Below are 23,509 nucleotides of genomic sequence, written 5' to 3' on the forward strand. Positions count from 1 at the left end.
CGCGCCCCCCCCCCCCCCCCCCCCCCCCCCCCCCCCCACCCCCCCCCCCCCCCCCCCACCCCCCCCCCCCCCCCCCCCCCCCCCCCCCCCCCCCCCCCCCCCCCCCCCCCCCCCCCCCCCCCCCACCGCAAGCGTCGTTCAGGGCCGGTTCAGTTGACGGCCGATATCGCGCGTGCCGAACTTCGACGCGTCGTTATCGGCTTCTTCGTAGACGAGCTTGAGCGTTTCGACGCTCAGATATTGACGCAAGAGGCCCAAAAATCTTGGCTCGACCGCGAGACGCAGCCGGTCGAATCGTTGATGCAAGCGGCTCCGTTCGAGATAATCCGCGACGGCCCGCGCGAACTTCTCACGATCCATTTCTGCCGTTTCGGTCGCGCGCGGCGCGGGGTTCCTGAGGTCCTCGACTTGCCGCAAATCCAGCTTCAATCCCTGCGTTTCGAAGATCCGGGCACGGCTGCCGTCGGCGGCGAGAACCCAGGTGATGGCGGTCATGATGCTCCTCCTGTTCGCCAGCCCAAGCGGGCTCCCGCCATTGTGCGCCTAATCTTCGTTTAGCGGCTTCGTTGTCGCCCCGCATTCGTTTTCGCGGCGCAGCAACGCGCGCGCGAATGTGCATCAAGGCAGCATCGAACCGCTCGCTGCGAAGCGCGTGTGGAACGAAAACGCCTGATCGAGGCGATGCGGCGTATGTCCGCCGAGCGCTGCTGCATCGCGGTAATAGTCGCGCAAAAGATCGCGATAGAGCGGATGCGCGCAGTGCTCGATCACGCTCATCGCGCGTTCGCGTGGCGCGAGGCCGGTGAGGTTGGCGAGCCCGCGTTCGGTCACGACGATATCGACATCGTGTTCGTTGTGGTCGCAATGGGGCACCATCGGCACGATGCTCGAGATACGGCCGTCCTTCGCGACCGATTTCGTCGCGAACACCGCATACGCCGCATTGCGCGCGAAGTCGCCCGAGCCGCCGATGCCGTTCATCATGTGCGTGCCGCCGACGTGCGTCGAATTCACGTTGCCGTAGATGTCGGCTTCGAGCGCCGTGTTGATCGCGATGAGACCGAGACGCCGAATCACTTCAGGATGATTGCTCACTTCCTGCGGCCGCAGCACGAGCCGGTCGCGATAGCGTTCGATCTCGTTGAACACTTTCTCCTGCCGTTGCGCGGACAGCGTGATCGACGCGCCCGATGCGAACGTCGCCTTGCCTGAGTCGAGCAGATCGAAGGTCGAGTCTTGCAGCACTTCGGAATAGATCGTCAGCGCTTCGAACGGCGACGCCGCGAACCCCGACAGCACAGCGTTCGCAATGGTGCCGATGCCGGCCTGCAACGGCGGCAACTGTTTCGGCAGACGCCCGCGCGAGACTTCATGCTGAAAGAACTCGATGAGATGACCGGCGATCAACGCCGTGTCCTGGTCGGCGGGCAACACGGTGGATGCGCTGTCCGGCTTGTCGGTGATGACGATCGCGGCGATCTTCTCGATCGGAATCTCGATGGCGGCCGCGCCGATCCGGTCATGCGGGCGCACGATCGGCAGCGCTTCGCGCGCGGGACGGCGCTCGGGAATCCAGATGTCGTGCAGGCCTTCGAGCGAGAGCGGCTGCGCCAGATTGATCTCGACGATCACGCGTTCGGCGAGGATCGCGAAGCTCGCGGTATTGCCGACCGAGGTCGTCGGCACGATGCCGCCGCTCTCGGTGATCGCGGCTGCTTCGACGATCGCGAGGTCGAGCTTGCCGAGGCGATTCGCGCGCAGCAGTTCGACCGTCTCCGACAGGTGTTGATCGACGAACATTACGTCGCCGCGGTTGATCGCGCGGCGCAAGGTCGTGTCGACCTGAAACGGCAGGCGTCGCGCAATCGCACCGGCTTCGGTCAGGATGCGGTCCGTGTCATGACCGAGCGATGCGCCCGTCATGAGCGTGATACGCAACGGTTCGTCTTCCTCGCGGGCGCGGCGCGCGATTTCGAGCGGCACGGCTTTCGCGTCACCCGCGCGCGTAAAGCCGCTTGCGCCGACGATCATACCGTCGCGAACGAGTTGAGCCGCTTCGGCGGCCGTGGTGATTTTTCCGCGCAACGCGGCACAGCGAATACGATCTTCGTACATCGACGTCTATCTTCAAGAGCTTCGTTTAACCGAAGGCGATTATAGGTAGCGCGGTTTGCCGTCGAAATCGCAACGTTGAAAGACATTGTTCCAATGCCGTGCGACATTGCGCTTTGTCCAAATCGATGCACGCGAGCGCGTTCGCACGCGCCATGAAAGTGCGGCAAAAGAGCGCGCTGGCGAAAAATCGATTCGACTATAAGACGCGCGACGCCGTGGATTAATCGCCGGACCAGGAAGTCAGCTTTGCATGGCGAGGAAGGATGCGTTCAGCGATGCGCGTCGAAGGGCGCATCCGGATCCACCAGCGCCGTGCGGACGAAGTGCAGGCACGCGAGCACGCGCTGCACCTCGCGCCGCGCGTTGCGTTCGTCGCGCGTGCGTTCGAGCATGTCTTCTGCGATCACGATCGACGCGACGACCGAAGCTATCGCGCGACGCAGCGTCCGGCTATCCGGCGTGCGGAACAGCACGGCGATATCGCGCAGCACACGCGCGAGCGACGTGCTCCACGCGATGCGCAATGCATCGGGAAAGCACGCCGTATGCAGCGCGCGGGAGTCGCGCCGAAGATCGATCATCGCTTGTCCGACTTCGAGCGTGACGAGCATCCACAGAAGCGCATGCCGATGTTCACGCGAGCGTCGCGTGAGCAAGGCGCGCAATTGCGACATCAGATCGTGCGTGCCCGAATGGAAGCGCTCGCCGAGTCCCGCGAGCTTGCCTTCGCATGCGAGCGCCGCTTGCGCGCGCAATTGCGCGAGCGTCTTGCCGACGAGCCAACGCGTGCGTGGCGGCACGATGACCGCGCACGCGATGGCCGCGCCGAGCATCGCGACGAGAACGGCAACGCCGTTGTTCAGCAACAGGCCCGGATCGTAGACGATGCGATTGTCGGGCGCGGCGAGCAGGCAGAAGAACACGCAGAAGCCGATGCCATAGCCCGCGCTCGACGGACGCATCGCGAGAAAAGCGCCTGCCGCGAGCGGCGGCGCGAGCATCGCGCACAGGAGCGCCAGGCCGTCGATCGCCGGATACACGCGACACAGATATGCATATCCGATGACGATCGCGAGCGCCGCACCCGCGGCCATCTGCGCGATGAATTTCGAAGGCCGCGCCAATGCCGACGACAACGCGCACGCGAGCGTCGCGCCGATGACGGCGTAGCCTCCGCTCGGCCACGCCGTCACGATCCAGAACCAGGCCGTCGCCGCGATCACGATGCCTGTACGCATGAAGGTCGCGACGACGACGAAGCGGCTGGTCCGCGCGTCGTATCGCGGCGCCGCGCGATGGTTCGGAATCGACAGATAGCGAATCGTATCGGCGATGAAGCGATACAGCAGCTCCGCCGATGTCGTGAAATCGAGTTGCGTCGCGTGATCGGTGTGAGGGAGCGCGCGTTGTGCATCGCGCAGGCGTTTCGGCAGCGTCGCTTTGTAGCGCTCCAGATGTTCCTTCAGCGCTTCGCGTTCGAAGATCTGCGCAAGCTCTTCGAAGAAGGGCGCGAGTGCATCGCTCGCGCGCAGGCGCTTCATCGATTGATCGAGCGCATGCAGGCGCGCGCATGCGTCCATGAAGGCGCTGTTCAGTTGCGCCAGCTTGCCGTTGCCCTGACGCATCGCGGGCGACTCATACGTGGCGAAACCACGCGTCGCTTCGAAGCCGACGATCTCATCGACGAAATCGGCGAAGCGGCGTTCGCGCGCGATACGCGAAAGACGTCCGCGCAATACGTCGGCGGCGAATGCGGCGAAACGCATCCGGCGCGCATCGAGCGACTGCGTGAGCGTCGCGCTCGCATGACGCGGAAACACGAGCGCGCTCACCACGCTCGAACACACGATGCCGAGCATCACTTCCGCACCGCGCGTGAGCGTTGCGATGAGCAGGCTGTTCGGATCGGTGACGGCGGGAATGCCGATCAGCGCAGCCGTATAGCCCGCGAGCACGAAGCCATACCAGCGAAAGTGCCGGTAACGCACGGCGAGCGCGGTGCACGCCGCGACCCATATCGTCAGCGCGAGCGCATGGAGCTCGGGCTGTTGCACGAACACGGCGCCGAGCGCGAGCGCGGCGATCATGCCGAGCGCCGTGCCCGCGAAACGATAGACGCTCTTCGCGAGCACCATGCCGGAGAACGGCTGCATCAGGACGAAGGTGGTCGTCATCGCGACGCGCGGCTGCGGCAATTCCAGCCGCATCGCAATGCTCATCGCGATGAACGCGGCCAGCAAGGTCTTTGCGAGATGCAGCCAGACGTGGCCATCGGTGACGAGCCAGTCGCGCATCGACAGGCGTGCTTGCTGGAGCGACATGCTGACCGCCGATAGTCCTCTCGTCATGAAGGCGCCGATTGTAGGCAAGCGGACCGGGCGGATTAATGTGCAAATCAGGGAACATTCTTTCCTGATTCAACAACAATCGATCGCGCGCCAAGGCGGACAATAGCGCTTCCGAAGTGAATGTGACGGTTTGATGGACACCCTACAGAACATGCGGGTTTTCACTCGCGTGATCGAGGCCGGCAGCTTTACGGCTGCGGCTCAGTCGATGAACTCGACGACCGGCGCGATGTCGCGCGCCGTATCCGAACTCGAAGCCCATTTGCGCACGCGCCTGATGAACCGCTCCACGCGGCGTCTCGCGCTGACATCGGCGGGCGAGCGTTATCTGAAGCGCGTGCGGCAGATTCTCGCCGATATCGACGGCGCCGAAGAAGAAGCAAGCTGCGCGTATGAGCATCCGACGGGCACGTTGCGCATGTCCAGTTTCGCGAGCGTCGGACAACATTACATATTGCCTGCGATCGCGCGATATCGCGCGCTCTATCCCGATGTGAAAGTCGAACTCACGCTATCGCAGCGCATGCCCGATCTCTTCGAAGGCAGCAGCGACGTAGCGGTGGTGTCGGCGGGCGCGCTGTCGGATTCTGAAGTGATTTCGCACAAGCTGGGCGAGACCTTCAGCATTCTGTGCGCGTCGCCGGAATACATACGTTCGCGCGGCGCGCCCGACGTGCCCGCGGATCTCGCGCAACACGATTGCCTCACGCTGCAGACGCCCGCGTTTCCCGCGCGCGAGTGGACGCTCGAAGGGCCGGAAGGCCGCGAGACGATGCAGATCAGCGGAACGGTGCAGGTGAACATCGCGGAATCGCTCGTCGTCGCGATTCGCGAAGGCATGGGCATCGGCATGTTGCCGCTCTATGCTGCGATCGAAGGCTTGCGCAATGGCTCGCTCGTGCGCGTGCTACCGCAGCACACGCTGCAGCGCACGAATCTCTACGCGCTCTATGCGTCGCGCAAGTTCGTCGATGCGAAGACGCGTACGTGGGTCGAATTCCTGCGCGCGCATCTTCCCGACGTGATCGCGCGCGATGAAGCGTTGCTCGCGGAAGTGGGCCGAACGCCATCGAAGGTTCTGCGCGCCGCGTGAATCACGTATCGCTCCACATGCGCAACAGGTTGTGATAGCAGCCGACGAGCGTGCGTTTCGCGCTTTCGTCGCCGTTGGTCGCATTCAGGCGTTGAATGGAGTTGTCGAGATCGAAGAGCAGCGCGCGTTGCGCATCGTCGCGCACGAGGCTTTGCGCCCAGAAGAAACTCGACACGCGTGCGCCGCGCGTGACGGGCCGCACCTGATGCAGGCTCGTCGCGGGATAGACGATCGCATGTCCCGCGGGCAGCTTCACTTCCTGCACGCCGTACGTGTCTTCGATGATGAGCTCGCCGCCGTCGTATTCGTCGGGCGGCGTGAGAAAGAGCGTGATCGATACATCGGTACGCACGCGCGCGCCATGCCCCGGCACGATGCGGATCGCGCCATCGACATGACTGCCGAAATGCATGCCGCCTTCATAGCGATTGAAAAGCGGCGGATACACGCGATTGGGCAGCACCGCGCTGATGAAAAGCGGATGACGCTCCAGCACGCCGACGAGCGCGTCGCCGAGTTCGAGCGCGATCGGCGAGCCTTCCGCGATCTGCATGTTGCGCTTGACCGGCGCGCCCTGATAGCCGGCGGTCGCGCGGCCATCGACCCATGAGTCGCTTGCTTCGAGACGCGCGCGCATTGCGGCGGCGTCCTCGGGGGAGAGCACGTTCGGTATCGAGAGGATCATTGTCATTGCCTTCGCGAGCGCGCGCCATGAGTCGCATGGCGCGCGCATTCGCATCACATCACATCAACGGAAGCGGTAATTCAACGTCGCGATGAACGTGCGGCCGAGACCCGGCACCGCGCGTCCGCCATCGGACGGAATCAGGGCGTCGTAGTACTTCTTGTCGAACAGGTTCTGCACGTTGAACTGGATATCGTAGCGCTTCTGATGATATGCGGCCATCGCGTCCCAGCGCACGTAGCCGCCCGCTTGAACGAAATTGTTGTTCGCCGCGTAGCGCGACGATACATACGAAGGCCCGCCGCCGATCTGCCATACGGGCGTGAAGTCGTACGTCGTCCACAGCGTCAACATGTGCTTCGGCGTGTTGGCGGGCGTGTTGCCTTGCGTGCCGTCGAATGCCTTCAGGATGGTGCCATCCATGTACGTGTAGCCGCCGAACATCTGCCATTGCCGCGTGATGTGGCCGGCGATGCCGAGCTGATAGCCGCGCACGCGCACGTCGCCATCGAGTGAATAGCTGCCGTCCGAAGCGAGCGTGCGCGCATTGGTCTTCTCGATGTTGAAGAGCGATTGCGTGATCGACAGGCCGCCGTTCAGCAGATCCCACTTCGAGCCGATTTCATAGGACTTGTTGTGCTCGGGCGGCAGGTTTTGCTGGCCGTTGGTGAGCGTGAGCGCTTCGAGCGACGGATCGAACGACGTGCCGTACGAGACGTAGTACGACTGCCAGTCCGTCGGCTGCCATACGACGCCTGTGCGCACGCTCGTGAAATAGTTCGTCTGCGTCGCGTAACCGGGCTGATTGATCGAGTTGTTGATCGCCGCTTCATAGCGGTCCCAGCGCACGCCGCCGATCCACTTCCAGTGCTCGCCGATCGAGATGGTGTCGTTCAAATAGACGCCGATGCCGTTCGCGCTCGACTCCGCGAGATTGGTCGCCACTTCGCGATAGTTCGCTGGACGCGGCACATACGCCGGATCCACGAGCGGCACGATGGCGAGCGTGTTCGACGGCAGACCCGGCGTGGTCGCCGTGAAGGTCTGGTTGCTATACGTTTCGTGACTCAGATCGACGCCCGCGAGCATGTCGTGCTTCAAGGGGCCGGTCGCGAACTTGCCTTGAACGTCGGTCGTGTTGTAGACCGAGTGATCGTTGATGGTGCGGTCCTTGCCTTGCAGACGCACGAAGAGCGACGAGAGCGGCAGCGTCGTGTAATTGCCGTTCGAGAGCGCGGGCGACGTGCCGAGCGGGCCCGTCAGCACGGCCGCCGCGTTGGTCGCGCGCGCTTCGGTGCTGTAGTGGCTGAACTGCGTCTGGTTGCGCAGCGTGAACATGTCGTCGAAGCGATGTTCGATGCGCGCGTTCACCGTCTGCACATCCTGAATCGTGCGGTCGTCGGTGAAGCCGTAGAAGGTCTTCGTATCGACGGGCGCGGGATGGCCGTTCAACGGCGGAATGCCGTAGTCGGGCTGATCGCGGTTGTGCTGGATCAGCGCCGACAACGTCACCTGCGTCGGCGTGCCGATGCCGAATTTCACTTCGGGCGCGATGCCGTAGTCCTTGTTGATCATCTCGTCGCGCGTCGAGCCCATCGACTGGCCGAACGCGTTGATGCGGAACGCGGAGGTATCCGTCATCGGCTGATTGATATCGACCGTCGTGCGATAGCGGTCGTGCGTGCCGGCTTGCAGCGAGACATCGGCGCGCGGATTCAGCGTCGGCTGCTTGCTGACCTGATTGATGACGCCGCCCGTCGAACCGCGCCCGAAGTACAGCGACGACGGCCCGTACAGCACGTCGATCGATTCCAGATTGAACGTATCGCGATAGTACTGGCCGCGATCGCGGAAGCCGTCGAGATAGATGTCGGTGCGCGCCGAGAAGCCGCGCAGGTTGATGTTATTGCCGATCTGGCCGCCTTCGGCCGCGCCGAGCGTGACGCCGGGCACGTTGCGCAGCGCATCGGAGAAAGAGCTCACGGCCTGCGATTGCAGCACCGCCTTCGGCACCACGACGACGGCTTGCGGAATGTCGCGCAGCGCGGTCGGCACCTTTGCGCCGACGCTCGACATCTCCGGCTGGAAGTCGGGCGCGTCGGCCTGACCCGTCACCTTGACGGCGGGCAGGGTCGCGGTTTCGGGTGCGGCGGCGGAGGGCGTGTCTTGCGGTGCGGCTTGTGCGGATTGCGGGGCGGTCTGGGCGTAAAGCGGCGCGGCCATGGGCACGGCGGCAATAGTCACCAATGCCGCAGCAAGCGGCGTCTTTCTCAACATGTCGTTTTCCCGATGCTTGTTAGTGAAATTCAAATCGGCAGCGAAGCGGGTTTTCGACTGCCGACGTTGACCGATCCGAGATCGAGGCGAAGGCGGGCGACGTCGTCGAGAAAGAACCGGCGGCGGCGCCCTGGGAGCGCACGTCGCGCTCGACGGGCTTCATTGAGTCAACCTATCGGCGCGATGGTGTTAAATGCGAATCAGTATCATTACATGTCTCAGAAACATTTGGAAATATCCTAGTTTCGCGACGGGTCTTTTTGCCCCTTTTTGTGACGGCGGCGCAACGTAAGATTCTGTAAGGTTGGCTTTGGCGCTTGGGCGGCGCCGCTGAAGGCTTGCTGGACGGGATTGAGCGGGCGAGCAGCAGGCGATGAAGAACGACGCTACGACGAAGCGCTTCAGAACCCCGCGACGCCCGATGTAACGAGCGAGTAAGGTCCGCTCGTCAATTGCTGTCTGAGAAACTCGATGCACACGCGAATCTTCGCCGAATGCGACGAGCGCGCCGACGTCACCGCCCACACGTCCGCGCGCTGCCGATAAGCCGGCAGAACGGGCACGAGACGGCCGTTTTGAAGACTGCCGGCGGCGTCCCAGATCGAGCACATCACGATGCCGAAACCTTCCTCGGCCCACTGCCGCACGATGTCGCTGTGGTTCGAAGCAATCGGCCCGGTCACTTTGACGCTTTCCTCGCCGTTCGGCCCGGCGAGCCGCCAGACGCCGAAACGCTGATCGCGCCCGCGAAACAGCAGGCAATCGTGATGCGCCAGTTCGGCCAGCGTTCTAGGCGTGCCGCGCCGTTCGAGATACGCGGGCGCGGCGGCGAGCACGCGAAAACTGTCGACGATCTTGTGCGCGATCAGATGCGGCTCCAGCACTTCGCCGACGCGAATGTCGATATCGAAGTTCTCGCCGACGAGATCGACGCGCCGGTCGAGCAGTTCGAGCCAGATTTCCAGCCCCGGATGGCGACGCCGTAGCAAGGTGAGCGCGGGCGAAACATGCTCGCGCCCGAGCCGCAGACTCGTGCCGATCCGCAAGACGCCGCGCGGATCGTCGAGGCCGGCGAAGGCGTCGGCCATGCCCTGGACGTCGTCGAGAATCTTTTGCGCCCATTGGAACGCCGCTTCGCCGTCGCTCGTGATGGACACGCGGCGCGTCGTGCGCGTGAAGAGCCTGACGCCGAGACTCGTCTCCAGCATCGCAATGCGCTTGCTGACGTGCGCCGGCGAGATGCCGGTCTCGGTCGCGGCGGCGATGAAGCTCGAACGCCGCGCGACGATGCAGAACAACTGCAAGTCGCGCAGGAATTGGTCGTTGTTCGCGACGAGCGCGCTTTGCGTTTTCATTCGAACGATGTTGGCCCGCTTGCGGCAGTGGATCAAGCCTAGCCGCAAGCGCGGCGCACGCGCAAGAACATCAGTTCGACAGCGACAGATACGGCGAGCTGAACGCCTGCGGCGGAAACACCGGCTGCGCGCCGCCTTGACGCGTGAAGCTGTAGCGCACATAAACGGCGGCGAGCCACTCGCGATACTGATACGCGTTGCCGAACGATGCCGTCGCGCCGAACGCGAGTTGTGGCGCGAGCTGGTATTCGCCCGTCGCGCTGAGCGAATACGACACGCCCGTCTTGCTCTGGCCGGGATAGACCGCGCCCGCATCCGGCGTCGCGCCGGAACTCGCGGCTCGCGCCTGATACGTGCCGTTCGTCGGGAAATAGTCCGACGCGTCCTGCCGATAATGCTGCACGCCGATCGAACCCTTCAGGTCGTACGTGAAAAGCCCCGTGCGTCCCATGTATTCGACCGGGAAGTTCAGGATCACGTACTGCTGCGGGCTGAAGTAGCCGCCTTGGCCATACGTGAAGTACGACAGGTTCTTGTCGTAGTGCATCAGCGTGGTGTTGGCGCCGACGGTCAGCGTCTGGTCGGCATCCTTGATGAGACGCGTGTAGATGCCGCCGCCGCCCTTCACCGCGTTGTTGGTCGCGACCTGATTGCCGTCGAGGAACTGATACGCCGCGTTCACGTAGACGCCGCTCGTGCCGTCGTCCCAGCCGAGGTCGGCGCGCGCGCCCGTCGATGTCACGCCGCCCCATTCGAGGTTCGCGCCCTGATCGCGCGCGCCGGCGTACGAAAGCAGGCTGTCGGTGACGGCGCGGCGGGCGACGGCGAGCGAATACGACACCTTGTCGGTGATTGCGTTCTGATACTGCAATCCGCCGACGACATTGGTCTCGCGAAAGCCGAGCGGCGTCGTGCCGACATCGCCCTTGAAGTTGCGGTTCTCGTAGCCGAGCGAGAGCCCGACGCCCGTCGCCGTCTGCGAGCCGTAGTTGTTGGTGGGCGGCGTGGCGGTCGCGCCGAGGCCGGAGCCGAAGCGCGCGAGCGTGTTCGGCTCGCTGCTCGCGGTGCCGGCGTCGAGCGTGACGGGCGTCGCGCGCACGATGACGTGGCCGTTGCCGGCCTTGATGCGGCCTTCGATGGGCGCTTCGATATCGGTCAGGTTCGAGAGGCCGTCCTCGCCGTCGCGGCTGCGGAAGATGAGGCCGCCGGAAATCGTGCTCGCCTGCTCGCGATTGATCTGCGCGAGTTCCTCCGCGACGCCCGCCGTCTGCGAATTCGCGACCGGCGCGGGAACGCCGCCCGTGCTCATCGTCGCGGCTGCGGCGGCGCGCTGCGCGGGTTGCGCCTGCGACGGGTAATAAGGCTGCGCGTAGCCCGCGGGCGGCTGCGGGATGTACTGCTGCTGCGCGTACTGCGGCGGCGCGTATGGCTGCGGCGCGTACTGTTGCGGCTGCTGGTAATAAGGCTGCTGCTGCGGCGGCGGCGCGCCGTAGGCGTACGGATCGGCGGGACGCGTCGTCGCGGTCTTGGGCGATGACGCCGGCTTCCTCTTCGAGCTGGCGGGCAGCGGCGCGTTGTACGCATTGGCTTGCGCCTCGCGCGCGCCGGGCGACATCGGCCAGGGCTCGGCATACGGATCCTGCGCGGCGTAAGGCTGCTGCTGATACGGCTGCTGTTGATACTGCGGCGGCTGCGGATAAGCCGGCTGATACCCGCCATCCTGTCCCGGATACGGCTGCAACGGCGCGCCCGATTGACCCGAGCCATACGCGTCGGGTCCGTAGCCGCCGCTCGGCACCGGGCGCGGCGCGGCGTTGGGCATCGTCATCGGAGCGGAGGACGGCGCGACGTAAGGCACGGAATACGGCGCGGGCTGAGGAGGCGGCAGATAGTTCGGCACGGGCTGCGAATAACCTTGAGGAAGGGCCTGACGATAAGACGCGTCCGATGCGAGCGCCGGGTTCGACGCCGTATCGACGGCCGTCTTGCCTTCGAACGGATTGGTGCCGGGCAGCGGATTCGAGCCGACACGGCTCATCGCGGTTTCCCAGCCGGGCGGGACATTGCCGCGTCCCTGCGCCGACGCCGCCGGCGCGGGCGTATTCGCGGCGACGAGCGAGCGTTGCAGGAACTGCGCGGCGAGATCGAGCTTGCCTTGCGCGCGATACATCCGGCCGATCGCGGCGAGCACGCCCGGATCGTTCGGCGCGGCTTCGTACGCCTGATTCGCGTAGGTCTGAGCGAGCTTGAAATCGCGCACGCCGCTCGCCGCCGACATCGCCGCCGTCTGCAAGCCGATATCGTCCGGACGGCGCGACAGCGCTTTTTGATAGCACGAGAGCGCGTTGCGGTCATCGCCCGCCGATGTGTACATGCGGCCGAGCGCCGCCTGCAGGTCGGCGTTGTCGGGCATCGCGGCGAGCCACGGCGCGATCACGTCGTAGGCGGCGGCGAGATCGCCTTGCCGGCGCACGACATCCGCACGCGCGATGACGATGCCCACGTTCAGATTGTTGAAGTCCGCGCGCTGCTGCGTCGTGAGCGGCATCGATTGCAGGCGGCGCATCACCGAGCCGAGCTCGGCTTCCTGCTGCGTCGCCGACAGAATGCCCGCGTATTGCAGCAGAAGACCGGTATCGTTCGGCGCATTGGCGATGGCGCCGCGCACGAGCGACAACGCCCGCGCCGGATCGCCCGCCTTGACGTAGGCCGATGCCACCGCGCCCATCAATTCCGCATTGCCCGCCGCAACGGGTTCCGCGCGGCGCAGAATCGCGAACGCCTGCTGACGCTGACCGGACGCAGCGGCGCGCGTCGCGAGATCGGCCTGCTGATGCACCCACAGGCGATGTTGCAACGCGGTCATCGCCGGCGTGCGTTGCGCGGCCGGAATGCGGTCGAGTTGCGCGAGCCCGGCCGGCCAGTCCTGCGTTTCGGCGGAGAGCAGCGCGCTCGCGTAGAGCGCGTCGGTCATGTCGGGATGCGTGGCGAGCAGGCCGTCCATCATGCTGCGCGCATTGCCGACCGCGCCCTGACGGACGTAGATGCGCGCGAGATCGAGCCGCAGCCACGGATCGTCGGGATTGTTGAGCAGCGCGTCTTCGAAGAGACTGCGCGCCGCACCGAGATCGCCGCGTGCTTCCGCCGCGCGCGCCTGTGCCGCCTGCGCTTCGCCGCGCAGCTTGTTGATGCCGCCGGCCTTCGCCTGCTGTTCCGTGTTCAGCCGATTGGCGAACTCGAGCGCTTCGTCGCCGCGCCCTTGCGCGGCCAGTGCGCCGACGAGTCCGCGAATCGCATCCGGATTGTCGGCCTGGCGGCGCAGCGCCATGCGATACGCCGCTTCCGCGCCGCGCGGGTCGCCGTTCGCGAGCAGCATTTCGCCGAGCAGCACTTGCGCGGTGACTTCGGACGGATCGGTTGCGATCGCGCGTTCGAACAGCGCCTTCGCTTGCGCGATCTGGCCGTTGCTGCGCGCGCCGATGGCATCGCTCGTATAGGTCCAGTAGGTCGCGCTCGTGAGCGCGTCTTTCCAGCGCGCCGCATTGCCGGCCCGCGACGCGCGTTCGAGATACGTGCGCGCTTCGGAAAAACGCTCCTGCTTCAACGACGCGACGCCCATGCCGCCGAGCGCATCGGCGTCGTTCGGATTGCTCGCCAGCACCGACGAAAAACGCGCGCGCGCCGTCACGAGGTCGCCGCGATCGAGCGCGGTGAAACCTTCCGCGACGGTCCGTCCGCGCGCATCGACGGCGGCGTCGGCCTGCGAGCGCTCGCGTGCCGATTTGTCCTGCTGCACCATCGAATCGAAGCGCGCTTTGACGGCGGCGTCATCGGGCGCGACTTGCAGATACGCCTGATAAAGCGGCGCATCCGATGCGCGCGCGCCGAGCCACAAGAGCGCCTGCCGCCAGCTTTTTCTCGCGTCGGCGCCGACAGCGCTGTCGCCCGACAGCTTCGCGAGCCGCGCGATGCCGTCGCGCCGCGTCGTATCGCGATACGTCAGATGCTGCGCATAGGCGAGCTGATAGCGCGGCTCGTCGGGATTCTCGCGCGCCAGTTGTTCGAGGCCGCGCCGCGCTTCGTCCCAGCCTTGCGGCGTGGCGGCGAGCGCCTGGTAATACTCCAGCTGAAGTCCGGGCGTCGCGGGCTTGCCGTCGATCGCGCGCTTGTATTCCTGCACCGCCGATGCGCTTTGTCCGCTTTGCGCGAGACGCCGCGCGTCGTTCACGGTCTGATCGCGCGAACTGGTTTCGCCAAGCCGCCGGCCGAGTTCGTCGATGTTCGGATAACTCGGCGCGACCTGGCGCAACTGCGCGAGATACTGCTGCGCGCCGCTGCCGTCCTTGCGATCGGCGAGCACCATGCCCATGCCGAAAAGCGCATCGGGCTGCTTCGGATTGATGCGCAGCACTTTCTGCCACGCCTGTTCCGCGAGATCGCCGCGCTTGTGCGCCTGCCAGTATTTGCCTTGATCGATGAGCACGTTCAGCGGATCGGCGGCGGCCTGCGCGAAGGCCATCGCCGGTGCGGCGCAGATCAGCGCCGCGATCACGCGTTTTCTGGTCTGGATCAGCATGCGCTTCTCCAGTTCGGCACGAGACGGCCGTTTTCATCGAAGCGATATCGACCGTCGATGAAACCGCCGCCAAAGAGACCGAGCACGCGATCGTAATAGACCGGCTCGCGTCCCGCGCCCGGCGGCGCGGTCAGCGCTTCGAGATGCGCGCGCGCGAGGCCCAGGCCGCGTTCGTCGTTGAGCGCCTTGAAGTACGGCGCGAGCGCGGCCCAGTAAGACAGCGGACCTTCGCCCGTCGCCGCGCCGGTCGTCACGTTGACCTTTTCCGGCGGAAAGCCCGCCTGCGCGACGCTCTGGCGCATGCCGCCGAGCGCATCGAGCCACGGACGCGCGAGCGGATCGCCCGGCGACGTCATGCCGGCCCACAGATAGACGCGGATCGCGTCGTAGCTGCCGACATCGCCGTTCTTCGGATCGACGACGAACCGGCCGTTCTGATACGCGGCCCAGTCCGGCGCGTAGCCGCGCGGCGACGTCACCTTGATCGTTTTCGCGGCGCTCTGCGCGAGCTTCGTCCACGGGCCGTCGGGCATGTCGTGCGCGAGCCCGCGCAAAACCGGCAGCGGCAGATAGCTCGGATTCAGCCGCGTCACGTCGCCGATGCGAAAGCCTTGCGGACCGGGCAGAAGCATCGGTCCGAGGCCGGGCAGGTCGACGGTTTCCTGCTTCACGATCTGCGTCGCGAGCGCGTAGGCGAGCTTCGTGTACGCCGGTTCCTTCCACAGGCGACCGGCCTGGAAGAGGTCGTACGCGATCCACACATCCGAGTCCGACGCCGAATTCGGGTCCATCACGCCGAACGAGCCGTCCGGTTTCTTGCCCCATTGCCATGCGGGCAGACGCACGTTATTCGAATCGAACTGATTGGCCGACAAGTTCGTGCGCGTCCAGCCGAGCACCCGGTCGAAGGTCGCGCGGTCGTTGGCGACGAGTGCGAAGAACAGCGCGTAGGACTGGCCTTCGGAGGTCGTCTGCTGCGCTTCGGTCGAACGGTCGATCACGCGGCCATCGGCCTGAACGACGCGCTCCACGAACAGCCGATACGCGGACCAGTCGCATTGCTGCGCCGCGTTTGCGCCCGTCACGGACGCGGCAATCGTTGCACCAGCGAAAATCTTGGCGGTCGATACCCGCATATCAGTCCCTCAGGCGCCGCGCGGCGATCGAGCGCAGCGTACGGTAGAACAGGGCCGCGATGATGAGCGCGGCGAGCACGCCGGCGAGCACCAGCAGAATCGGATGCGACGACAGCGCCCAGCGCATGTAGTGCATCGGCGAAAGATGGCCGACGTAGTACGCCTCGCCGTTCGACGTGACCGTCACCGTGCGGCCGTGGATCACGGCCATCGCGCCTTGAATCGACGGCAGCAGGTCGTTGTCGAGCAGGGCGGCGGAAAGATCGGCGTCGGACTGGCCCGCCGCGCTGATGAGCGCCACCGCGCTGCGCCCGTTCTTGAGCGGCGATTCGAAGCCGGTCAGAAGCGCATCGCCGTTCGAGCTGACGAGCGACAAATCCGCGCGCGCGGGCGAGCGTTCCGGGCCTTGCTCGCCATGCCACCAGTCGACGAGCTTGAACGCGACATCGGAAAGCTGGAACGTGCGCGCGTCGCCGTCGCCGGAAAAGGGCATCTGCTTCGCCCAGCGTTGCAGCAGCGGCTGGCGTCCGGGCGAACCGAGTATCAGCAGATCCTTGTCGGCGAAGCGGTCGACGTCGTTCGCGCTCGTGACCGTCACGCCCGTCACCGGATAACCCGTCGATGCGCCCATGCGGCCCATTTCGAGCAGATACAGGCTGTAGTCGGCCGAGTTCGGCTCGTTCGGCAGCACGACCGCCGTCTGCGAAAGATCGGCCATGCGCGTGAACGGGAAGCCGCCGTTGGCGAACGCGGCCAGATCGGGCAGCGCCATGTAGTGCGGGAAACCGGAGAGATCGATGGTCGAATTCGGATCGACCGCGCCGACGACGTTATCGAGCACGCGGCCCTGGCATTCGCCCGTCTTGGGGATGTCGTAATAGAAATGCAGACGCAGTTGCGCGCGCGGCGTGATGAGCAGCGGCGGCAGATAAATCTCGCGGCGCGCGGCGACCGTCTTGTCCGGCATCACGCGGCTGAAGTAGTGACCGAGATCGAACGTCGATGTCGATACGGCCGGAATGCGCAGCGACTGCACGAAGCCATTGTTGACGCTGATATTGAGCGACGAGCGATCCGGCGCGGGCCGCACCGTGTAGCGATAGCCGAGATCGACGGGCACGCCCTTCGTCTGCCACATGAAGAGATCGGGCGGCACGCGCAGATTCACGCGCACGGCATCGGCGTCGTAGCCGTAGGCGGTCAGGTCGCGCGCTTCCGCGAGCTCGCCGAAGCGCACGGGGCGGTCGGTCGGCAGCCAGTTGGGGGCATCGTACGGGCGGCGCGGCTGAAGGTCGTTGAACTGCGTGATCGTCGCGCTCGTGCCGGACAGCGTGTTCTGTCCGACGCCAAGGGCCTTCGCGGCGGTCTTCAGCTCGTTGTCGTCGCGGCCGAGCACGAGCAAGAGACGCCCGCGCGCGTTCGCGTCGCGTTCGACGAGCGCGATCGTCGGACCGGAGACAGGCGGAATGTCGACGCCCGCGATCTTCGCATCGCCGATGGCGAACACCACGGCATTGCCCGACAGCGGCACGTTGTCCGTCTGCGCCGGAAAGATCGCGCCGCGATAGCCCGCGAGCGAGCCGAAGTACGACGCGACCATGCCGGCGGCTTCGAGCGTCGGCAGGCTCGGCTTGCCCGCGAACACGAAAGGCAGTTCGAGGCGGCGCACGTCGCGCCGGTCGAAGAACGGAGTCGGCAGCGCGGCGAGATCGGGCTTGTTCGCGATCGACGCATACGTGAGATCGAGCGAACTCGCGTTGCTGACGGTCGCCCAGAGCGTCGAGTTCGACGGATCCTCGCACTGCTGCGTGTAGTGGCCGATCAACTGCACGTTGAGGTGATTGAACTCGGTGATGAAGCGCGGATCGATCGCCACGTCGCGCGCGACCAGCGTGCCGGCCTGTTCTTTCGGCACCGGCAGCGTCGCGGCCACTTCGCCGTTGATGAGCACCTTCAACTGCGAAATCGACGGCAACAGCGACGGCGAATAGCTATAGATCAGATGCAGGATCGCGCCGGTCACGACTTCGTCGCCGCGCACCGAAAACGCGATGCCGTTCTGGCCATCGGTGCCGCGCAGTTGCAGCGGATCGAGCGCGCCGTAATCGGCGAAGGTCAGCGTCTGACGGCGGCCGCCCGGAACCAGCGTGCCGGGATCGGCGGTCGTCGGAATGCGCGACGTGAGCGGCTTCTCGGGCTTGCCGGAAAACGCGGGCACGGGCATCGCGAGCGGCGCTTGCTGAATCGACGCCGGGTTGTAGACGACGGCGGGACTCGGCGCGGGCACGGCGCCGACGCCGGTCGCCTGCTGCGCGCCGCCGATTGCCGCAGCGCTTTCGGCCGCCGCCGCGATGGACGCGAAGGGCGCGGCGAACGCCGTCTGCAAGGCCACGAAGACGGCCAGCGCGCGTGCAAAGGGTCGTTCGCAAAAACGCGGCGCGCGCTCGCCCGTTTCTTTTTCAACGCGCAACTTCGACATACCGATGCCCATTTTTATTGGTCTTTGGTTTTCAGCTTCTTCACATCGACCGGGCGCTTGTTCATCCAGGTTCGAAGGTCGCTGTACAAGTGCTCGAACAGTCCCGCGATGCCGCGCGTGCCGACGAGCAGCACATGCGACAGGCCGCGCAACGGCGTGTCCGGACGGCGTCCCTCCGACCATCCGGTCCAGGCGTCCGCGCGCGCGAAAGTGGTCTTCACGAAGTCGTATTCCTGCTCGCGCGTGAGTTGCGAGAAGCGCAGGCCGACGCGTCCGGGTTCCGTATAGCCGACCGTCGCCGGAAACGCGTATTCCTCGTCGCCGCGAAAGAGCGAGACGGTGACGCGCTCGTGCATCGGCACTTCGATCTTGCTCGGCAACGCGACGCCGACGCCGCCTTCCGAATAATCGATGGTCTCGCAGGCGAGCGTGCGGCCGGTCGAGAACTTGAGCATGACGGGCATTTTCATCGTGACGCGATGCGTCGCGCGGACCTGCTTGCGCTCGCTCGCCGCCGCCACCGATGCGCCGAGAATCAGCATGTTGTAGACCGTCCAGCAGAGGTTGAGGATGGTTGTGTTCACTTCGCTGCGCACATGCCAGTTGATGGCGATATGCACGATGCCCGCGACGAAGCCGAGCAGATTGAGGAGCAGCAGGAACAGATACGGCCGCGAGATGGACCAGTCGAAGTAATCCTTCGCGATCTGCCCGCCCTTGGCCGTCACGTTGAACTTGCCGAGCTTCGGGTTGATGACGGCGAGCAGCGTCGGCGCGGTGATGTACGACGCGAGCACCGATTCGTACACTTCGGCCCAGAACGAATGGCGGAAGCTGCGCTGCATGCGCGAATTGGTGATGCTCGCGTGCATCATGTGCGGCAGCGCGAAGATCGCGATGGTGCTCGCCGCCGCTTCGATCACATGCGCGCCGAAGAACAGATACGACAGCGGCGCGGTAAGAAACACGAGACGCGGCACGCCGTAGAAGAAGTGCAGCATGCCGTTGAGATAACACAGCCGCTGGCCGATCTTGAGGCCCTTGCCGGTAAGCGGATTGTCGATGCGGAAGATCTGCGTCATGCCGCGCGCCCAGCGGATGCGCTGCCCGATATGCCCTGAAAGACTTTCCGTGGCAAGACCCGCGGCCTGCGGAATCGCGAGGTACGCGGTCGTATAGCCGAGCCGATGCAGCTTGAGCGCCGTATGCGCGTCTTCGGTCACGGTCTCGACCGCGATGCCGCCGATCTCCTCGACCATCGAACGGCGCAGCACGGCGCAGGAGCCGCAAAAGAAGGTCGCGTTCCAGAGATCGTTGCCGTCCTGCACGAGACCGTAGAACAGTTCGCCTTCGTTCGGCACCTTGCGGAACGTGCCGAGATTGCGTTCGAACGGATCGGGCGAGAAGAAATGGTGCGGCGTCTGCAGCATCGACAGCAGCTTGTCGCGCAGGAACCAGCCGAGGCAGATTTGCAGGAAGGAGCGCGTCGGGATGTGATCGCAATCGAAGATCGCGAGGAATTCGCCCTTCGTGATCTTGAGCGCCTCGTTGATGTTGCCCGCCTTCGCGTGACGGTTATGCGTGCGGATCGTCCAGTTGACGCCCACTTCCTCGCAGAACGTCTTGAATTCGGGGCGACGGCCGTCGTCGAGTACGTGGATCGCGAGCTTGTCCGACGGATAGTCGAGCGCGAGCGCCGCGTAGATCGTCGGCTTCACGACGGAAAGCGGCTCGTTGTACGTCGGGATGAATACGTCGACGGTCGGCCACTGGCTGCGGTCGGCCGGCAGCGGCAAGGGCTTTCTCTTCAGCGGCCACGCGGTCTGGAAGTAGCCGAGCATGAGCACGAGGGTCGCGTAGACTTCGGCGGCGACGAGCAACATGCCCCACGCGGCGTCGAGCGGACGTTCCCAGTAAGTCGTTTCCGTGAGCCGCCAGAACATGTAGCGGCCCGACGCGACGATCGACAGCATGATCATCACGAGCGTCGCGTACTGGCCTTGCAGGCGGCGAAAGCCGAGCGCGCAGACGAAGCAGATCGTCGCGAACGCGAGTTGCTGGCCGAACGCGAGCGGCACCGTGACGACGAAGTAAAGCGCGAACGCGGCGAAGAGCGTGAGCAGGATCACGACGATCCGGCTGCTCCAGATGCCTGCATCGACGAAACGTTCGAGGCGCGAGGTCGCGACGCTCACTTCGGTCTCGGGCGACGGGATCTTGGCGGAACTCATGCGAGCTTCCTCGGCGAAGCGGCCATCGCATCGACGGCCGAGAGGAGCCACTCGCCGCACGCGCGCAAATCGGCGGCGGCTTGCGACAGCGGATCGTAGTGGATGAGCGTCGTGTCGCACGCGAGCGATTCGGAGACGCCTTCGTCCTGATGGATGACGCCCGGAAACAGCTTCGTGCCGAGCATGTTGCGCAGCACCTTCAGCACGTCCTTGCTCAATTGACGCGACTGATCGACCTGATTCACGACGTAGCCCTGACCCGCGAAATCGGCGCGCGGCGCGGCGTAGGCGTCGATCATGCGCTCCATGCCGGGGATCGCGGCGTAGGACGCCGCATCGGCCAGCACGACGTTCAGCGCGAAGTTCGCCGCCGTCAGCGCGGTGCGCGTGTAGACGGACGAGCCCGGCGGCGTATCGACGATCACGATGTCGTTGGCGTCGAGCGCGAGCGAACCGAGCGCATGCGCGAGCCACGCCGGGTCGCTATCGACGAGCGCCTCGAAGCGGCGGCGGTCGTCTTCGGTCACCGCGCCGTAAGGCAGCACGGTCACGCCGTCGACGCCATCGAACATCACCGTCTGCCAGGGATCGCGGCTGAGCGTCGCGCGCGAGATGCCGTCGATGCTATCGAGCGGAATGCCGAAGTGCAGGCGCAGCGCGTTCTGCGGATCGAGATCGAGCACGATCACGCGACGATTGCGCGCGGCGAGCACCGACGCCAGATTGGCGGCGAGCGTCGTCTTCCCGACACCGCCTTTCGCGGAAACTACCGTGATGACTTTCATGAGCGTGAGAGGCGGCTCGCGCGAGCGTGCGTGTTCGTGGATTCGTCGCCCTGCGGACGGGCGTGGCGCAGGCGCTCGAACATGGCGTCGAGCGAGTTCGCGGACGCGCTCGGCGCGCTCTGCGTTTGCGGCTTGAAGAGCTTGCCGAGGATCGATTGCGGCGCGGCGGCCGCAGCGGCTGTCACCGGCGCAACTTGCGCAGGCGTGCGGCGCGCCGCGAAGTCCGTTCCGAACGAGGCGGCGGGGCGCGCGAGTTCAGTAGCGTTCGATTCGACCGGCGGGACCATTGTATGAACCGGCGCTGCGTTCGTCTTGGACACGGTCGCCGAATCTGGAATCGTTTCCGTTTGCGCCGGCGCCGATTCGCCGAGCACCGAAAAGCGCAGCGCGCTCAACGACTCCGCCGCCGGCGGATTGACGGCCGGAATCGTGCGGCGATGCGGCCGCGTGAAGAGAGGCTGCCTGCCGCGATGGATCGGCGTCGGCTTGTCGGCATGGTGAGCGGCGGGCGGGGCGGCGGCTTCGTCCGGGCGCGCCCGCGCGGCGTTCGGCTGCACGTCGTGGCGCGGCGCGATCTCCGGAATCGCCGGCTGCGCGAAGTCGAGCGTGGCAAGCAGCGGCCAGCGGGTGCGGGCCGTCGTGGCCTCCTTCTCCCGGCCGATTTCCTGATAGTCGCCTGCATTGCCGCCGAAATGATCGAAGAGCTTCTCGATATCGCGCGAAGTATTCATGATGCCGCTTCCTCGTCGTGCCTGTTCTTGATGCCTGGCCGGTGCTGCCTGTTTTTAGCCGCCCGTTCGGGGCGGTCGATGCCGCCGCGTCGAGGCGGCGGTCGCAATGTGCTGAAGATGCTTCAGGCCGCGACGCGCGCGAGCCTGAATTCGATGGCCGCGTCGTCGCCGAAGTCGCTCGCCTGACGGATCGCGAGTCCTTGTGCGCCGAGCCCGGCGAGCCATCGCTGATACGCGCCTTCGAGGAACGCGGGCGTCCATGCGAGCGCGCTTTCGCCGAAGGCGGGCAGCGGCGCGCAGAAATGCACGATGCTCAGATAGTCGCGCTCGTCGGAGAGCTCGACGAAGCCCCAGTCGGTGTCGTGCCACAGCGCGTTGAGCGCGTCGGCGAGCGTCGACGTGGAATCGCAGGGCGGCAGCGGCCGGGCTTCGGCGAAGCGGCTGCCGACGTTGTGCATCAGTTGACGCAGTTCGTTGCGCCCGATCTGCGCTTCGAACTCCTCCGCGAGCGCTGCCAAAAGGCCGCGCCATTGTCTGGAAATCTGACTGTCCAACAGATAATCGAAAATAGCGGCCATGTTTTGTTCGGCAGGGCGTGAGCCGCCGCGCGTGGTTGATCGGTCCTGCAGACTTGTTTGCGTTCTCGCGGGGGACTGCCGAACCGCGACGATGGATCCGGACGTTTGTCCAGGCGCTATGACACGTCTGAACTTACTTCAATGCAGTTGTTTTCGCCAGTAGAAACACTAGCAGAGGATTTTTTGTCGGATCGGGCGATCAGGACGCAGCAGACGACCCAATTCGGGCGTTCGGCCCTCGCGAGGATGGACGAAATATCGACAGACGCGCGCTATTCCGAAGTCGGATTCGGGCTCGCCCGCAACGGCGGCGGAAGTGTACCATCTCGTTAATGAGCAAAATCAGAGCGTTGGCTCTGAATCACACCGATTGACTTTTCGCAAAACGGCGCAGCCACGGCGTGAACTAAGCCATTGTTTTGTCTGATTAAACGGCCTAAACGCAATCGGACGCGTTGCGGAGCATTTATCTCCCGCGGGCAACGGCCGACAGGCAATCGAAACGCCGCTTCAAAGGGTTTCGCAAGGCCAAAAAAAACGCCCCGAATGGGGCGTTTCGTATGACGTTTCGAACGTTCAGGGATTCGCGCGTACGGCGTCCCTGACTGCGTCCATCACAATGCCGTAATTGAGCGGGATGTCCAGCGAATCGGAGTAGCCGGGTTCGTCGGCGGACTCCTTGGGGACAGCGTGAACCGGAATCGGTTCGTAGGCGGTTTCGCCTGCCGGATTGTCGCGTCCTTCGATGGCACCCTGCAATTGCGGATTCTTCACGGTTAACTCCTTCCGGTAATGGAGCGGCGAGGAACTGCAATATAAACCAATGTCATGACATTTTGGCGACTTCGATTTGGAAACTCGCTCCGAAACTGCTGCGGGCGGCGCGCCGGTAATCGCCGCTGTCGCGCATCTCGAAAGAGTGCGGGGCCTCTAGTTTAATGGTGCGGCGCGCCTCCGAAAGCGCCGTTTCATTATGACGATCGCATGCCGATATTGCGCCCGCCTCGCGAATTCGGCCCGGAAATTGCATGAGTCCATGTTTATCAGGTAAGTTTTTAATCATCGCCGCACGCTATTCGATTCTACGAATCGGTATTCTCCGGAAACAAACGCCATCGAA

At 65.0% G+C, this 23,509-nt stretch carries 16 protein-coding genes; 1 reads left to right on the forward strand and 15 read right to left on the reverse strand.

Features of this window, described 5'->3' with window-relative positions:
- Positions 1 to 138: 138 nt before the first annotated feature.
- From NCT05_RS18330 to NCT05_RS18340, 3 genes are all read right to left on the reverse strand, one after another.
- Entirely contained in the window at positions 139 to 495 is a 357-nt protein-coding gene (locus NCT05_RS18330) for a host attachment protein (RefSeq protein ID WP_250460406.1), read from the reverse strand.
- A gap of 123 nt (positions 496 to 618) precedes the next feature.
- Positions 619 to 2,115: a succinyl-CoA:acetate CoA-transferase ScpC gene (gene scpC, locus NCT05_RS18335; protein ID WP_175979195.1), complete on the reverse strand. Its 1,497-nt coding sequence runs from the start codon at positions 2,113 to 2,115 to the stop codon at positions 619 to 621.
- A 269-nt stretch (positions 2,116 to 2,384) separates the two neighbouring features.
- Positions 2,385 to 4,436, reverse strand: coding sequence for an FUSC family protein (locus NCT05_RS18340; RefSeq protein ID WP_250502896.1), 2,052 nt, complete (start codon positions 4,434 to 4,436; stop codon positions 2,385 to 2,387).
- A gap of 160 nt (positions 4,437 to 4,596) precedes the next feature.
- Between NCT05_RS18340 and NCT05_RS18345 the strand changes: the two genes are divergently transcribed.
- Entirely contained in the window at positions 4,597 to 5,556 is a 960-nt protein-coding gene (locus tag NCT05_RS18345; protein ID WP_033537142.1) for a LysR family transcriptional regulator, read from the forward strand.
- A gap of 1 nt (position 5,557) precedes the next feature.
- Here NCT05_RS18345 and NCT05_RS18350 read toward each other — a convergent pair whose 3' ends face one another.
- From NCT05_RS18350 to NCT05_RS18405, 12 genes are all read right to left on the reverse strand, one after another.
- Positions 5,558 to 6,241 carry a Fe2+-dependent dioxygenase gene (locus tag NCT05_RS18350; RefSeq protein WP_008353646.1) on the reverse strand — a complete coding sequence of 228 codons (684 nt, stop codon included), beginning with the start codon at positions 6,239 to 6,241 and terminating at the stop codon, positions 5,558 to 5,560.
- Positions 6,242 to 6,304: 63 nt separating this feature from the next.
- The gene (locus NCT05_RS18355; protein ID WP_250502897.1) at positions 6,305 to 8,518 is read right to left on the reverse strand and encodes a TonB-dependent receptor; all 2,214 of its coding nucleotides are present in this window, start codon (positions 8,516 to 8,518) and stop codon (positions 6,305 to 6,307) included.
- A gap of 401 nt (positions 8,519 to 8,919) precedes the next feature.
- A complete protein-coding gene (locus NCT05_RS18360; protein ID WP_175979197.1) occupies positions 8,920 to 9,873 on the reverse strand; it encodes a LysR family transcriptional regulator in 954 nt (317 codons plus the stop codon).
- 70 nt (positions 9,874 to 9,943) lie between these two features.
- Positions 9,944 to 14,449, reverse strand: coding sequence for a cellulose biosynthesis protein BcsC (locus NCT05_RS18365; RefSeq protein ID WP_250502898.1), 4,506 nt, complete (start codon positions 14,447 to 14,449; stop codon positions 9,944 to 9,946).
- Positions 14,443 to 15,585, reverse strand: coding sequence for a cellulose synthase complex periplasmic endoglucanase BcsZ (gene bcsZ, locus NCT05_RS18370; RefSeq protein WP_175979199.1), 1,143 nt, complete (start codon positions 15,583 to 15,585; stop codon positions 14,443 to 14,445). Before bcsZ ends, NCT05_RS18365 begins: the two co-directional genes overlap by 7 nt.
- A gap of 1 nt (position 15,586) precedes the next feature.
- Positions 15,587 to 18,076 carry a cellulose biosynthesis cyclic di-GMP-binding regulatory protein BcsB gene (bcsB, locus tag NCT05_RS18375; RefSeq protein WP_250502899.1) on the reverse strand — a complete coding sequence of 830 codons (2,490 nt, stop codon included), beginning with the start codon at positions 18,074 to 18,076 and terminating at the stop codon, positions 15,587 to 15,589.
- Between the two features lie 2 nt (positions 18,077 to 18,078).
- Positions 18,079 to 20,295: a UDP-forming cellulose synthase catalytic subunit gene (gene bcsA, locus NCT05_RS18380; protein ID WP_033537141.1), complete on the reverse strand. Its 2,217-nt coding sequence runs from the start codon at positions 20,293 to 20,295 to the stop codon at positions 18,079 to 18,081.
- Positions 20,292 to 21,080 (reverse strand): cellulose biosynthesis protein BcsQ, encoded by a 789-nt coding sequence (gene bcsQ, locus NCT05_RS18385; protein ID WP_175979200.1) that lies wholly within the window; start codon positions 21,078 to 21,080, stop codon positions 20,292 to 20,294. The genes bcsA and bcsQ overlap by 4 nt, the downstream gene beginning before the upstream one ends.
- On the reverse strand, positions 21,077 to 21,811 hold the full coding sequence (gene bcsP / locus NCT05_RS18390) for a cellulose biosynthesis protein BcsP (protein WP_250502900.1): 735 nt from the start codon (positions 21,809 to 21,811) through the stop codon (positions 21,077 to 21,079). The genes bcsQ and bcsP overlap by 4 nt, the downstream gene beginning before the upstream one ends.
- A 122-nt stretch (positions 21,812 to 21,933) precedes the next feature.
- Positions 21,934 to 22,389 (reverse strand): cellulose biosynthesis protein BcsD, encoded by a 456-nt coding sequence (gene bcsD / locus NCT05_RS18395; protein ID WP_250502901.1) that lies wholly within the window; start codon positions 22,387 to 22,389, stop codon positions 21,934 to 21,936.
- 576 nt (positions 22,390 to 22,965) lie between these two features.
- Complete coding sequence (locus NCT05_RS18400) at positions 22,966 to 23,163, reverse strand: hypothetical protein (protein ID WP_008353634.1); 198 nt, start codon at positions 23,161 to 23,163, stop codon at positions 22,966 to 22,968.
- Positions 23,164 to 23,215: 52 nt separating this feature from the next.
- A complete protein-coding gene (locus NCT05_RS18405; RefSeq protein ID WP_033537140.1) occupies positions 23,216 to 23,452 on the reverse strand; it encodes a hypothetical protein in 237 nt (78 codons plus the stop codon).
- Positions 23,453 to 23,509 lie beyond the last annotated feature (57 nt).

Source organism: Caballeronia sp. AZ7_KS35 (genome assembly GCF_023631045.1).
In the GTDB taxonomy this organism is placed as follows: Bacteria; Pseudomonadota; Gammaproteobacteria; order Burkholderiales; family Burkholderiaceae; genus Caballeronia; species Caballeronia zhejiangensis.